This window comes from Bacteroidota bacterium (assembly GCA_018816945.1).
Taxonomy (GTDB): Bacteria; Bacteroidota; Bacteroidia; order Bacteroidales.
The window spans coordinates 1-13817 of record JAHIVC010000005.1 but is presented as its reverse complement, the minus strand read 5'-3'; the positions used below and the strand labels follow the sequence as shown (position 1 = coordinate 13817).

Here is a 13817-nt window from a genome sequence, read left to right as displayed (position 1 = left end):
GGCTGAAAATTTCAATGGAAAAATCAAGGCGTTTAGGGCCGTGTTCAGAGGGATCAATGATATTGCATTTTTCATCTATCGTGTTTCACTAATATTTGCTTAATGAATTTCAACTCTCCACCTGTTTTATCTGATGAGCCAAAAAACCTTCTGGGTTTTTGAGCATTTTTCCGAGCATTTGTCCTATTTCTTTTGAAAGCGTTGTGAGTTGTTGGTGTTTTTCGGCGCTGATGTAGTTGCAGGATAAGGCAAAATCGAGTGAGGAATCTGTTTCGCTGTTTTCGCCATCACAATCTGTTAGCTTGTTTATGAAATGGGCTTCGTACCGTCTTTTTGCCCATGCTTCGCGTAAATTTAAACACACGGACCTGGATGAACGCCGCATTTGACTTGTAAGTGCGTACTTTTCTTCTGCCGGAAATATTTTTGAAAGCTCAAATATTTCCATGGATAGATGGTATGCTTTTTTGTAAACTTCGAGGTCTTTGGCGGTTTTTAGAAGCATGGATTTTTGTTTTTAGAGGTCGGAAGTCAGAGGTCAGAAGTCAGAGGTCAGAAGTCAGGGATATCGTTTGTTTTGATGATTTTGCCGGGGTTGCCTACTACAACTGAATTATCGGGGATGTCACGGATGATGACGGAGCCTGCGCCAATGATTGTGTTTTTGCCAATTTTAGTTCCCTGAATGATCACTGCACCAGCCCCAATCCAACTGAGTTCACCTACCTGGACGTTTCCGCACAAGATGGCGCCAGGTGAAATGTGCACGTAGTCGCCAATGTTACAATCATGATCGATGGAAGCTTTGGTATTGATGATGCAATGCTTGCCAACTGAAGTGCCTGATTGGATTACACTTTGATGAAAAACCACTGTCCCAGTTCCTATTGTGGAATATGAAGAAATTGTTGCAGTAGGATGAACAACCTTTAAATACTTAAAAGCTAATTTTTCGGCGAGCGATTTTCTGGTTTTGTTATCACCAATGCCAAAAACGACCTGATCATGGCTAGGATCAACAGCATTATAGTTTTGAATTGGATAACCAATTATTGTTGTTTTTGAAGGGTCATCATCAATAAAACCATAGCAAATCATGTTATTCGCTGACAAACAGTCCAAAACAACCTTACCATGACCACTGGCGCCATAAATCCATGTTTTTTCTGCGGTTTTCATCTATTTGCTCCCTTTAAACTTCTCTGCTGTAGCCTGCCCCTGTTGATTAATGCCTTCTGATTTAAAAACTTTCTCCATTGTTTTGATAAGGATATGCATGTCGAGCGCAAAGCTACAATGATCTACATAATATACATCGTATTTAAACTTTTGCTCCCAACTGATGGCATTGCGGCCGTTGATCTGCGCCCAGCCGGTGATACCGGGGCGTACTTCATGGCGGCGGGCTTGTTCTTTGTTGTATAATGGGAGGTATTCTACCAGCAAAGGACGCGGGCCGATAAGGCTCATATCGCCTTTGAGGACGTTGATGAGCTGGGGAATTTCATCTAAGCTGGTTTTGCGGATGAATTTGCCCACTGTGGTGAGGCGCTGTGCATCGGGAAGAAGCTTGCCGGCGTTGTCGCGCTTTTCGTTCATGGTTTTGAACTTGATGACTTTGAAGAGACGTGCGTTTTTGCCCGGGCGGGTTTGGGTGAAGAAAGGCTTGCCGGAGTTACTGACCAAAAGCATAAACGTAAGAAACAAGATGATTGGGGATAGCACTAACAAACCTAAAAAAGCGATTGTGAAATCAAAAAACCGCTTAAAAAATGATTTGTAAAATCCTCCCGCGTTGCCTTTCATCTTTTATTCGCTATAGATATCTTTTTACAGTAAAGCATGCAGATAGTTTGCGGTATCTGTAAGTCCGATATTCTTTAATTGATGAAGTACTGCGTATTCATCCATTGCGGGGTTGCGCTTGTAAAGAACCATCTCTTTAAAGGCTTCAATTGCAGTTTCTCCATTCAAATCAATGATATCGGTCAAAAAATCATCTGCTGATTTAGCTTTCATTCCAAAAACACTTAAAACTGCTTCAGGAAAGTCTTTAAGGTTGTTTGTAACGATGAGGTGGGCATTTGTTTTTATTGCTGCGGCAAAGACATGGCAATCCTTCATATCAGGCAATACTAACTGAGTGATAAGCGGCTCATATTGTTGTACCAAGGCATCAGGGAAGGCCAGATTAGCCTTTTGAATCCGTTTTTCAATTTCGAGAGAAGACAATCCTTTCCTTTCCATTACCGACCTCCATTCATTAAAGATGTGGTTGCTCCATTTTGGTGTGTACATGTCATAATGTGCAAACCAAAAGAGCAAATCCCTGATGATGACCGGATAAATGACGTTGGTATCCAGCACAACCGTAAACCGGACACTATGTATCATAAAGTCCTGATTCTTCATCAGCGTTCATGATCTCGATGAGGTATTGTTTTTGAGCCTCCTTCACTTGTTGCTTGTATTTTATGACATCCTCAAACATAATTCGCCTATGTTTGCCAACTTTCGTAAAAGGAATCTTTCCTTCTTCTAAAAGTTTTACCAGATGCGGACGAGAGCAACTCAGTATTTCTGCTGCACTCTGGGTAGTAACTTCAGTTGCTATGGGTACAATTGAAATTGGATTGCCCTGGCTCATTGCTTTTAAAATGTTTCCTAAAAGCGATAAGGCACTTTTTGGAATGGTTATTTTTTCACCGGTTTCCTCAATTTCAATCTCTGTCCTATCTGACTTTAAATTTTCAATCGCAGAAATCAATGGGGAATAAGATTTTTGAGCCAGCAATTGCTCTGCTTTGCTTGGTTTCTTTATTTCGTTGTAGGCTTCCATGATGAATAAAATTTATGACACAAATATAAACGAAATAAACGAAACAATCGAAATATTCAAAAAATTAACATACAGCCTGAAATACAAAGGTAAATGTGCACTGCTGCGTACCGCTTTTTTTGGCATTATGCCCATTTACCTGTGCCCAACCGGTGATGCCGGGGCGCACTTCGTGGCGGCGGGCTTGTTCTATGGAGTATAGCGGGAGGTATTCTACCAATAAGGGGCGCGGGCCGATGAGGCTCATATCGCCTTTGAGTACGTTGATGAGCTGGGGGATTTCATCTAAGCTGGTTTTGCGGATGAATTTACCCGCTGTGTTTAGGCGCTCTGCATCGGGTAGGAGATTGCCGGCCTTGTCGCGCTTTTCGTTCATGGTTTTGAACTTGATAACTTTAAAGAGGCGGGCGTTTTTTCCGGGACGGGTTTGGGTGAAGAAGGGATGGCCGGAGTTGGCTATTATAAGTAATAGGGTGGTGATTAGAAATAGGGGTGACAGCATCAGCAGGGCGATAAAGCTGAGGAGAAAGTCGAAGGTTTGTTTTATAATTCTGAGGTACATTTGTTCCCTATCACAACAATATTTTTACTAAAACAGTTTTGAGTATTCTAATGCTAATTTTGAAAATGTCCTATTCTGTAACAGCCATTTCTTACCATTAATCCCTATTTCCTTTCGGTCATCTTGACTCATGCTTGCATAGTGTAAAATAATATCCTTTAGGGCAGCTTTGTCTTCTGCTGGGATAAAGGTACCACAACCAGCTTCATTTAACATTGAAGGAAAACCACTATATGAAGCGATAATAGGCTTGGCAGCATACATATAATCAATCCATTTATTGCGTGAAAGGCCATAGGTATAGAGGTTAATGTTTTTAACGCTATCATACAAAACATCGAAATGTTGGATAACTGATTGCACTTGCTTTTTCTGAACCTTAGGAAGAAAAGTAATATTTGAAAGACCTTCTGTCTTTTTTTTAAAATCTTCAAGCTGATCACCCCCCCCTAAAAAAGCAAAATGAATATTTGTGTTTTCCTTTAAATCTAAAGCACAATCAATAATTGTTTCTAAAGCATTAGATCTACCAATACTACCTGCATAACCGACGATGAACTTGTTTTTCGGTATATATTGATCAATAAAGTTTTGCTCCAAGGGCAGTGGGTTTTCGAATAAAGATAATTCGAGTCCTTGCGGTATATTGTAACATTTTTTGTTTGGGCCAATTACATTTGTTACATGCTCAGCAAGATTTGGCATTGTCCCAACAATTATATCAGATGCTTCATAACCTTTTTTTTCGATGTGCTGGAGTAGTTTTACGAATGGATTATTCAAACTATATCCACCTAACTGAATTATTGTCAAAGGCCATATATCGCGTATCTCAAAAATTAGTTTGCATTTGTATTTTCTTTTTAGACGGATGCCTTCCAAGATGGTGAGCAGCGATAGGGAAGAGATTATTATAACCTCTGGCTGAGGTAGTTTTTTCTTATTTAAAAGCCTTATATTTAACTCGAAGTGAATCCAACTCAATATTCTTCCAATACTGTTTGCTCCTTTGTATTTTTTTGTTCTTAGCCAGATGGTTCTAACACCTTCAATATTTTCAATTGTAATACGTTTTTTGAATTTTGGAAAACTGACAAGATGATTCGAATCAGATGATATTACAGTTGTATCATACCCTAAATCATTAAACTCCTTGGCAAAATAAAAATGTCTGGACGCAAATCCATATTTCAATGGGCTAGCATATTTTGAAATGATCCAAATGTTTTTTTTCATAATTGGATGGTTATTCAACTATAAAACGTCTTTATAAGTTCTGCTATGTAGCTAATTTCCTCTTCATTTAATTCAGGAAACATAGGTAATGACAGAATTTCGTCCTGATACGCTGTTGCAATCGGAAAATCATTTGGTGAATGATTCAAGTATGAATATGCAGGAAGGTTTGGTAAAGCAGTGGGATAATGAATGGCTGTTTCAACTCCATTTTGCTTTAAAAAATCTGCAAGTCGATTTCTTTGTTGACATCTAATCACATAAAGATGAAAAGTGTGCTTAGTGTTTGGACGGATAACGGGCAAGATGATTTCATTTATCTCCTTTAGATAATTATCATAGAGTGCTGCCCTTTCAATTCTTTTACTGGTCCAATTCAAGATGTGAGTTAGTTTAACATTCAGAATTGCTGCCTGTAATCCATCCATTCGGCTATTGATTCCTTCCATTAAGTGATGATGCTTCTTTAGTGCTCCATGCCTTGCATACATTCTGCATTTTTCGGCCAAGTTATCATCATCGGTAATAATACAGCCGGCGTCACCATATGCCCCCAAGTTTTTACCGGGATAGAAGCTAAAGGAACCTGCAATACCATAAGTACCTGCCAATTTACCCTTATATTCTGAAAAGTGGGATTGCGCACAATCTTCGATCACATATAACCCATATTTTTCCGAAATACGCTTTATTTCATCCATCTCACACATTTGTCCATGCAAGTGAACCGGCATAATTGCTTTAGTTTTCGATGTAATGACTTTTTCGATTAAGTCTTCATTTATTGAGAAATAATCGGGATGAGTATCTACAAAAACAGGTTTTGCCCCTGTCTGACTTATAGTTTCAGATGAAGATATCCAGCTGTTAGCAACTGTAATCACTTCATCGCCAATTCCTATTCCAAGCATCTTCATTATAATATATAGCGAATCAGTGCCATTTGCTACAGCAATACAATGTTTAACGCCATTAAGCTTCGCGAATTTTTCTTCAAATGCCAGAACATTATTACCACCAATAAAGGCAGTTTCATCTATTACATTTGAAATAGCTTTATCTATTTCATCTTTAAGGCTAAGATATTGAGCTCTTAAATCAACAAAAGGGACTCTTTTCATATTCATTTACAGAAATTAAAGTGATCTTAAAAACCTTGCCGGATTTCCGACATATATACCAGGTTTATTAATATTTTTAGTTACGACTGCACCTGCACCAATCACAACATCATCGCAGATACTTACTGGCAGAATTGTTGCGTTACTTCCAATTGATACATTGTTGCCAACTTTTGTTGATTTCCATTTTGTAACATCGCCCATTGCCGGCCCGCCGGATGAAAATGAATCGTTAATAAACATAACTCCATGACCTATGAAGCAGTTGTTGCCAATTTCGACCAATTCGCAAATGAAACTATGGGACTGAACTTTTGTGTTTGAGCCAATAGTGACTTTTTTTTGAATTTCGACGAAGGGGCCTATAAAACAGTTATCACTAATCTTACATCCATATAGATTCACAGGTGCAACAACACGAACATTGGCGCCAAAATCGACATCATCATTTACTTTGCTTGTTAGGCTATTGTATTTCATAAGACATCTAGTTTATGCTTTCTGGCAGATGTGTAAATTTTATCTATTATTTCAATGGTTTTTAGCCCCTCAAATGAGTTTGTCGATATTGAGGCTCCGTTTGTTAATACGTCAACCAGATTTTGATATACATGGTCATGATTAGACATAGAACCCTGATATTGGCCGTAATTGTTAGCCGTATTTCCTTCAGGTAAATTCTCAAATTTAAAGTTCTCAATGTTTTGGTATTCTAGTTCATTTAAATATTGGCCTCCGATTTTAACTGTACCTTTTTCACCAAAAATAGTTAGAGAACCTTCCATGTTCTTGCCATAACTATTTACAGTATAATTAATTGTACCAATTGCACCATTAAAAAACTCCAACGCAACAACCCCAGTATCTTCAAACTCAATTATGTTTTGATGCGCGAGATTTGACGTAAATGCCTGAGCTGATTTAATATCACCAACAGTCCAATACAGCAAATCAACAAAATGACTGAATTGAGTGAAAAGTGTTCCACCATCTAAATTCTTTGTCCCCTTCCATGAATTTTTATAATAATCCTCGTTTCTATTCCAGAAACAACTAAGTTGCACACTCAATATTTTTCCAAACAAACCTTCATCTATAGCCTTCTTAACAGCAGCTACAGGGGGATTAAATCGGTTTTGTTTAACAATAAACAGCCTTTTGTTATTGCGCTCAGCCGTCTTTATCATTTCGCCACAATCATAAACACTGATAGCCATAGGCTTTTCGCATAAAACATTCACTCCAGCGTTTAGGGCTTTAATCGTATGTTCTGCATGTAAACCATTGGGTGTACATATTGATACAACATCCAGTCCTTTTTCATGGAGCAGCAATTCGTCTATACTTTTGTAAGCATTGACATTATATTGCTTTCCAAGCGATGAGGCTTTCTCATATTCAACATCACAAACAGCTTGTAATATCCCATTATTACTTATATGTTCTGCGTGGCGATGAGAAATTCGACCACAACCAATGATTGCAAAGTTTAGTTTTTTCATTTTGTAATGGTGTTATAAAATCTTTTAATAAGATCAGTAATTAAAACTATTTCTTCATCGGAGAGTTGAGCAGCTGAAGGCAACCATAAGCCTTTTTCTCCAACTAAATTGGAAACCGGATGATTTCCTGCTACATTGTAGGCTTCTTGTTTATTGATAGGTGGATACATGATTCTAGATCCAATACCATTTTCTTTCAAATAAACCATCAAATTGTCTCTGTCATCAGCTAACACATCAATAAACCAAGGCGTTGTATGCCTAAGATCCTGATTAAAAAATGACACTTGTTTCACATCTATCAGTCCTTCTTGATAGAGCTTCAGTATTTCTTTTTTCCGATTAACCCGCCAAGGAAGCTTCTTCATTTGTTCATTGCCAATGACCGCTTGCATTTCGGTGAACTTGAAGTTGTAGCCAATTGTATCATGAATATCATTTCCCCCTCCACTACGACCGAAATCTTTTAATCGTTTTAGTCTGAAAGCCATTTCATCATCATTAGTTATAATTGCACCACCTTGGCCTGTTGAAATAACTTTTGGAGCGCTGAATGAAAAACTACCGGCTAAGCCCACCGTACCCTGGTGTTTTCCATCTGGGTAAAATGACCCCAATGATTGAGCAGCGTCCTCAAGAAATATTAGGTTTTTTTCCTGGCATAGTTTTTTGAATGCTGCAATGCCAACAGATGGATATCGGCCATTTGCATTTACAAATAAAATGGCTTTCGTTTTAGGTGTAATTGCTTTTTTAGCACATTCAATGTCCATGCAAAGTGTGTCTTTTTCCACATCTACAAAAACAGGTAAAGCACCAAACATCTTTACTGAGTTAGGTGTGGCTATCATTGTAAAATTTGGTACAATTACTTCATCTCCGGCTTTTATTCCGGCTGCAATTGCCATTAGGGTTAAACTAATTGTTCCGTTGTTTACGACAAAACAATGCTTCGAACAAGTGTACTCAGCAATTCTTTTCTCAAATTCAGCAGTTCTTTTGAATTCTGTTAGCCAACCACCTTCATCCATATAAGCATTAAGTGCGGTTTTCTCCTCAGTACCAAACCAAGGTTCCATTTGTGGGATAAAACTATTGCTCATTTTTAAATTGATTTTCGAGATAAATTATTTCTTGTTTGTTTCGCTCTTTGATAAATCTAGCCGGAATGCCAGCATATAATTTGAACTCACCAAGGTTTTTATTGACTAATGAAAGTGCGCCTACACAAGCCCCAGATTCAAATGAAACATTAGGAAGGACTACTGAACCCGCTCCAACTATGCAATGCTTATTTAAAATGATTCGTCCGATTAAAGCATTTGCTTTGTATTTCATCGGTACCATTGGCGTAGCAATTCCAGAGATATAGTCATCAGAACCGGCAGATAAAACTACATTAGGTGCTAAAGTTGAAAACTCTTTCATTTCAACAAAAGAGTCTTTTCCGCCTATAATTTTACAGCCGGAAGAGATGTGAACATTCGAATGTAGCTTCAAAGCTGTAGAGATGTATGTAAAATCATCTATGATTACATTATCACCGATTTCAACCAATTCAGGATATCTGATTCGTACAGTTTTCCCAATAATTACATTTTGTCCGAGTGCTTTTAGCTTTCCAATGTCGAAAAAAATATTCTCCATTAGAACTTCGTTTTATCAGTTTCAACATCCACAAAAGGACCGTTTTTGGCTTCAATAATTTTAGTCCCATCCTCAAGTATTTCGTAACCATGACCACCATATGCAAATACTGCTAAGTCACCCTCATACAGCACAAAGTCCTGTAGGTATATATGATCCTCATCATATAAAAGCACTCTCATCGATCCCCTTTTTACATAAGTCATTTCTTGTGTACGCATCGCTGAGCGTTCAAAATCATTATGCACATGTGAAGCTAGTTTTCGGCCTTTGTCATACCACCATGAACCAACTTGTACAAAAAGCTCATTTGGTGTGATAAAGTTTAGCCCTTCTACCCAATCCTTATCACGATAAATAATAGTTAATATTTGTCCTTTGTGTTTAATTGTTTCCATTTTATATTTATTTGTCTCTGTTTGAAAGAATGGGATTATTAATTGGCCAGATAATCCCGATATCTAGATCGTTCCATTTTACTGAAAATTGATCTTCCGCATCTAAATATTCACCAGGGTAAGCAAGTTTATAATGGTATACTGCAACTTCGCTTTTTACAAAAAATGCGTTCCCTATTCCCGGTGGTAATAGAACAGAAATTGGGTTGGTTTGATTTATTTCAAAAGCCTGCCATTTTAAAAAACTTTCAGATGCGGGACGATAATCTACAACAACTTGATAAATTTCTCCAAATACAGCAGTTACTAATTTCCAGGATTTTGTATCACCATGGATTCCTCTTAGCACGTTTTTATAAGATTTAGAGAATTTGTCGTGCTTAAAGCTAAGTTGATCAGGTAAAAACATATCGAACACATCACGATGAAAGGTTGTGTATAGTGTTCCTCTTAAATCCTCATTTATTGAAGGTTTAAAAATTACAATATCCTTTATGATTTCTGAATTTTCAATTTTAAAATCTTTTACTTTTTGTGTCATAGTATATTTTTAATATAGTTCTTTACCACCGTAATTATCATATTCCAAATCATATTTAACCATGCCTTCTATAAGCTGATCAAATGAAATTTTTGGTTTCCAATTTAGTTTTTGATTTGCCTTTTCAGGATTTCCCCAAAGCAGGTCTACCTCAGCAGGCCTGAAATATTTGGGGTTTATTTCAACTATAGTTTTCCCATTAGATTTATTAATTGCCCTTTCCTGAATCCCTTCACCTGCCCATTCGAGGTGGATATCAACAATATTAAATGCTTTTTCTACAAATTCTTTTATTGTGTGGGTTTCTCCTGTCGCAATTACAAAATCTTCTGCTTCTTCAAGTTGTAGCATTGCCCACATTGCTTCAACATAATCACGGGCATGCCCCCAATCTCTCTTTGCGTATAAATTTCCCAACAATAGTTTTTCCTGATTACCTTTAAAGATATTGGCTACAGCTTTGGATATTTTTTTTGTAACGAAAGTTTCACCGCGTCTTGGTGATTCATGATTGAATAAGATACCATTACAGGCAAATAAGTCGTATGATTCCCTGTAGTTTACGGTGACCCAGTAAGCATAAAGTTTTGCTGCACCATAAGGTGATTTAGGATAAAAAGGAGTTGATTCATTTTGAGGGGCAGTTTCTGGGAGCCCCCCAAAAAGTTCTGAGGTAGAAGCCTGATAATATTTTGTGTGAACGCCAGTATCTCGTATTGCATCTAATAGTCTAATTGCACCAAGTGCATCAACCTCGCCTGTGTATTCTGGCACATCAAATGAAACCGCAACATGTGATTGAGCCCCTAAATTGTAAATTTCATCAGGATTTAATTTTGAAATCAATCTGTGAAGATTGCTGGAATCTGCTAAATCTCCATGGTGTGCATGAAAATTTGGGTGATTCCATATTTCTTGTCTAAGACGCTGTGTTGTAAAAACGGAAGATCTTCTGATTATTCCGTGAACAACATATCCTTTATCCAGCAAAAACTCTGTCAGATAAGAGCCATCCTGTCCGGTTACTCCAGTAATAAGTGCTTTTCTCATTATTTTTATTTTTTTAATTGTTTTTCAATAGTTTTCTTCTGAGACCGAAAGGAACTAGCATTAATATTATTTTTCTTATTCTTTTATAACTCCAAAATTTTATCTCCTCCAACAAACTGAAAGTTTCCCTTTTTGAATTTAGATTTACATTTAACTTTTGTAGATCTCGTTTTGCTTTCCTCGTCCATTTCCCTTTAATTACCCCATGTATGAACTTAAAGACATCTTGATTAACTGAATAAAACCCTTCATATTTGTCCGAACGCTTTGATCCAACTTTTTCGAACTGCCATGCGTTTTCGGTATCATCTAATAAGTCCAATAGAACTGATTGCTTCCAAAGCGACGCTGTTGTAGTTGACCTATACATAGCATTTTTTGAAATTATTCCAAAGTGTTTGTTTACTGGTCTGTCTGGTTTAGGTTCATTAATCAGAGTAATGAAATTCCCATCCATAATGATGAATTGGTCAATTATTAGTTCAAGTGTATTGTCGTCGATATTTGCAGACAAAAACATATCCTCTAATAAAATTAAAACATATTCATATTTGGTTAGATTCATCAAGCTTTTTTTCAACCCGTCCGACCATGTCTTATCTATGCCTATTGTAAGTGACTTTACATTTTTGCCTCCTTGATATACCAGGTAGTTAGTTTGCAAATAAACGTCATAAGGACAATTTGGCCAAAATCTTTCAAATAGATTAAAAAAAGTAGGCCACAAGTCGGAATATTTATCGCAGCTCAATACAAGAACAGCTATTTTCTTTTTTGTATCCATTATTTTTGGGTGACTTTTTGATATGATGAAACATATTTTTTCACAACACTACTTTTGTTAAAAATTAATGATTTTTCAATACACCTTTTTGATAGTCCTGAATAATCCTGCAAAACAAGTTCAATTTTATTTCTTGCTTCTATAACGCTTGCGGGGTTGGTAGAATAACCAATTTCTCCCTCCTCAAAATATCCATCTATGCCTTCCTCTCTTGAATATATTAACGGAGTGCCTTGTGAAATTGATTCAATAAATACGAGCCCAAATGTTTCATGCTTAGATGCCATAAAAAAAATATCCGCTTTTACATATTGCTTTCTTAGATTCTCTAAATCATTAATTTCTTCGAGTAATACGACATTTGAATACCCTTGAACAGTCTTAGATATTTTTTCAAAGTATTTTAATCCCAATTGATTATTTTTTTTTCTACCAACTAAAGTAACCTTAAAATTTATATTTTCAAGCCAATCAACAGAAAAGACTTTTAATAAGAACTCGATATTTTTATTTTCTGAAATTTCACCTACAAATAAAATATGGATGACATTCTTTTTACTTACAGATTTGGGTTCTCCAATGTTTTGGATCCAAAAATCGTTTATCGGGTTAGGTAAAATAATTGATTTCTCATCCAAAAAAGACACTTTATTTGGGACCTTTTTTTTTAATTTTTTTAAATAAGACGGTGCTGGAAAGATCATTAAGGAGGAACTACTGATTATTCTATTGAAAAGATTTCTATATATATTTAAATTACCTAAAACAGTATTTATATCAGTATTTCTAACGGAAATGATGTATTGTAAGTTATATGACCGGCCAATTTTATGGGCCAGACTACCATTTGAAAATACAGTGTGTGCATGTATAAGTCTATAGTCTTTTAGATCAAGCAATGGTTTAATTCTCTTTATTATGTATATGTTTCTTAAATTGGGCAGCACTCGGCCAATAGTTGAATAAAACCAATTTAATTTCAATACTAAAACATTGTTGGGTTTCAAATCAATTTGGTTCTTCTCTATAAGACGAACTTGGTCATTTCTTAGAAAAACAATCACAGTTGACTGGATATCATTATTTTCTAATTCTGAAAATAAGATATCATAGAATTTCCCCCCGAAATAATCGTTGCAAATTTGTAATACTTTCATCTATTTAGAGTATAATCCCTTGCTTCGTAAATAATTAACAAGTTTCTTGAGCCTATTTACAGTGTTGTAGGAGTTGGGATATTCAAGAAATGATTTCCGGGGATTATTCATCAGCTTTTCAAACGATTCGTTAGATAAACTGAGCTTCTTGATCACGAATTCTCTATCTTGAATCAGTAACTTCTCGTCATAGATGGGATTTTTAATCTCCATTAATGCTTCTTGTCGTGTAAGTTGCCCCGACCTAATTAAATCTGAGAGATGTCCGATTCTTTTGTCGATATTAAATTTATTGGGTAATATGTAGCCCTGATAGAACCTTGTGTAAATTGACTCATAATGCTTACCTCCATAGTAAACCCAACCTAAATCATTTTGCAGAACTTTCATCGTTTCGTCCTTGTTGTAATCTATATAATTTAAAATAGATACAACTTTTATTTTTTTTATGAAAGTCCAATAAAACAGATTAAAAAAGCTATATTTGGGATATTTATTTAACTTCTTTGTTCCGAACAGTTTGTGTACTGACTTTATGTACTTCCAATCAGAATGTCCATAGGCCCATGATTCAACAGCCATTGATTCTGTTTTGAAATTCATGCCGTTGATGATGTATTTGATGTTCCTTTTACTAGCTTCCCTAAATAATAAGGCGTTGATTGCATGGTCTGTTGGTATTTCACCATCTGGTGTTGAAGCTTTAAGGAATGAAAGCTGTAAATCCTTGAAAACCGGCCAATCGATAACATAGGTATACAAATTGATATCCAGTTTATCAAGTACTTTTTCTATGTTTGAAACGGCTAATTCAGAATTCCATCCATTATCGAAGTGGATTGCTAATGGGCGTAGTCCAAGTTTTTTTGTAAGGTATGCAACGTATGTACTGTCAACACCGCCACTTACACCAATTATACAGTCGTAATCAGAGTTCTTACCATTTTTCTGAATCTCCTTAACTAATTTATTTAATTTCT

18 protein-coding genes are annotated in these 13817 nt (G+C 36.3%); all 18 read right to left on the bottom strand.

What is annotated here, in order from left to right; genetic code table 11:
- Nucleotides 1-109 precede the first annotated feature (109 nt).
- The gene (locus tag KKG99_00160; GenBank protein ID MBU1011388.1) at nucleotides 110-505 is read right to left on the bottom strand and encodes a four helix bundle protein; all 396 of its coding nucleotides are present in this window, start codon (nucleotides 503-505) and stop codon (nucleotides 110-112) included.
- Nucleotides 506-552: 47 nt separating this feature from the next.
- The gene (locus tag KKG99_00155; protein ID MBU1011387.1) at nucleotides 553-1179 is read right to left on the bottom strand and encodes an acetyltransferase; all 627 of its coding nucleotides are present in this window, start codon (nucleotides 1177-1179) and stop codon (nucleotides 553-555) included.
- Nucleotides 1180-1806, bottom strand: coding sequence for a sugar transferase (locus tag KKG99_00150; GenBank protein MBU1011386.1), 627 nt, complete (start codon nucleotides 1804-1806; stop codon nucleotides 1180-1182).
- Nucleotides 1807-1830: 24 nt separating this feature from the next.
- Nucleotides 1831-2394 carry a PIN domain-containing protein gene (locus KKG99_00145; protein MBU1011385.1) on the bottom strand — a complete coding sequence of 188 codons (564 nt, stop codon included), beginning with the start codon at nucleotides 2392-2394 and terminating at the stop codon, nucleotides 1831-1833.
- Nucleotides 2384-2839 (bottom strand): helix-turn-helix domain-containing protein, encoded by a 456-nt coding sequence (locus KKG99_00140; GenBank protein MBU1011384.1) that lies wholly within the window; start codon nucleotides 2837-2839, stop codon nucleotides 2384-2386. The genes KKG99_00145 and KKG99_00140 overlap by 11 nt, the downstream gene beginning before the upstream one ends.
- Before the next feature lie 64 nt (nucleotides 2840-2903).
- On the bottom strand, nucleotides 2904-3401 hold the full coding sequence (locus KKG99_00135) for a sugar transferase (GenBank protein MBU1011383.1): 498 nt from the start codon (nucleotides 3399-3401) through the stop codon (nucleotides 2904-2906).
- A 27-nt stretch (nucleotides 3402-3428) separates the two neighbouring features.
- Nucleotides 3429-4637: a glycosyltransferase family 4 protein gene (locus KKG99_00130; protein ID MBU1011382.1), complete on the bottom strand. Its 1209-nt coding sequence runs from the start codon at nucleotides 4635-4637 to the stop codon at nucleotides 3429-3431.
- A gap of 14 nt (nucleotides 4638-4651) precedes the next feature.
- On the bottom strand, nucleotides 4652-5758 hold the full coding sequence (locus tag KKG99_00125; protein MBU1011381.1) for a DegT/DnrJ/EryC1/StrS family aminotransferase: 1107 nt from the start codon (nucleotides 5756-5758) through the stop codon (nucleotides 4652-4654).
- A 15-nt stretch (nucleotides 5759-5773) separates the two neighbouring features.
- Nucleotides 5774-6238, bottom strand: coding sequence for an N-acetyltransferase (locus KKG99_00120; protein MBU1011380.1), 465 nt, complete (start codon nucleotides 6236-6238; stop codon nucleotides 5774-5776).
- The gene (locus KKG99_00115) at nucleotides 6235-7260 is read right to left on the bottom strand and encodes a Gfo/Idh/MocA family oxidoreductase (protein ID MBU1011379.1); all 1026 of its coding nucleotides are present in this window, start codon (nucleotides 7258-7260) and stop codon (nucleotides 6235-6237) included. Before KKG99_00115 ends, KKG99_00120 begins: the two co-directional genes overlap by 4 nt.
- Nucleotides 7257-8363 (bottom strand): DegT/DnrJ/EryC1/StrS family aminotransferase, encoded by a 1107-nt coding sequence (locus KKG99_00110; protein MBU1011378.1) that lies wholly within the window; start codon nucleotides 8361-8363, stop codon nucleotides 7257-7259. The genes KKG99_00115 and KKG99_00110 overlap by 4 nt, the downstream gene beginning before the upstream one ends.
- Nucleotides 8353-8907, bottom strand: a complete 555-nt coding sequence (locus tag KKG99_00105) for a hypothetical protein (GenBank protein MBU1011377.1) — start codon at nucleotides 8905-8907, stop codon at nucleotides 8353-8355. The genes KKG99_00110 and KKG99_00105 overlap by 11 nt, the downstream gene beginning before the upstream one ends.
- Entirely contained in the window at nucleotides 8907-9305 is a 399-nt protein-coding gene (locus KKG99_00100) for a hypothetical protein (protein MBU1011376.1), read from the bottom strand. The genes KKG99_00105 and KKG99_00100 overlap by 1 nt, the downstream gene beginning before the upstream one ends.
- Before the next feature lie 7 nt (nucleotides 9306-9312).
- The gene (locus KKG99_00095) at nucleotides 9313-9846 is read right to left on the bottom strand and encodes a dTDP-4-dehydrorhamnose 3,5-epimerase family protein (GenBank protein ID MBU1011375.1); all 534 of its coding nucleotides are present in this window, start codon (nucleotides 9844-9846) and stop codon (nucleotides 9313-9315) included.
- Between the two features lie 9 nt (nucleotides 9847-9855).
- The gene (gene gmd / locus KKG99_00090; GenBank protein MBU1011374.1) at nucleotides 9856-10896 is read right to left on the bottom strand and encodes a GDP-mannose 4,6-dehydratase; all 1041 of its coding nucleotides are present in this window, start codon (nucleotides 10894-10896) and stop codon (nucleotides 9856-9858) included.
- A gap of 13 nt (nucleotides 10897-10909) precedes the next feature.
- On the bottom strand, nucleotides 10910-11680 hold the full coding sequence (locus tag KKG99_00085) for a hypothetical protein (GenBank protein ID MBU1011373.1): 771 nt from the start codon (nucleotides 11678-11680) through the stop codon (nucleotides 10910-10912).
- Entirely contained in the window at nucleotides 11680-12837 is a 1158-nt protein-coding gene (locus tag KKG99_00080; GenBank protein MBU1011372.1) for a glycosyltransferase, read from the bottom strand. The genes KKG99_00085 and KKG99_00080 overlap by 1 nt, the downstream gene beginning before the upstream one ends.
- On the bottom strand, nucleotides 12838-13817 hold a 980-nt coding region (locus KKG99_00075; GenBank protein ID MBU1011371.1), incomplete at its 5' end, for an N-acetyl sugar amidotransferase. It lies immediately after the preceding gene.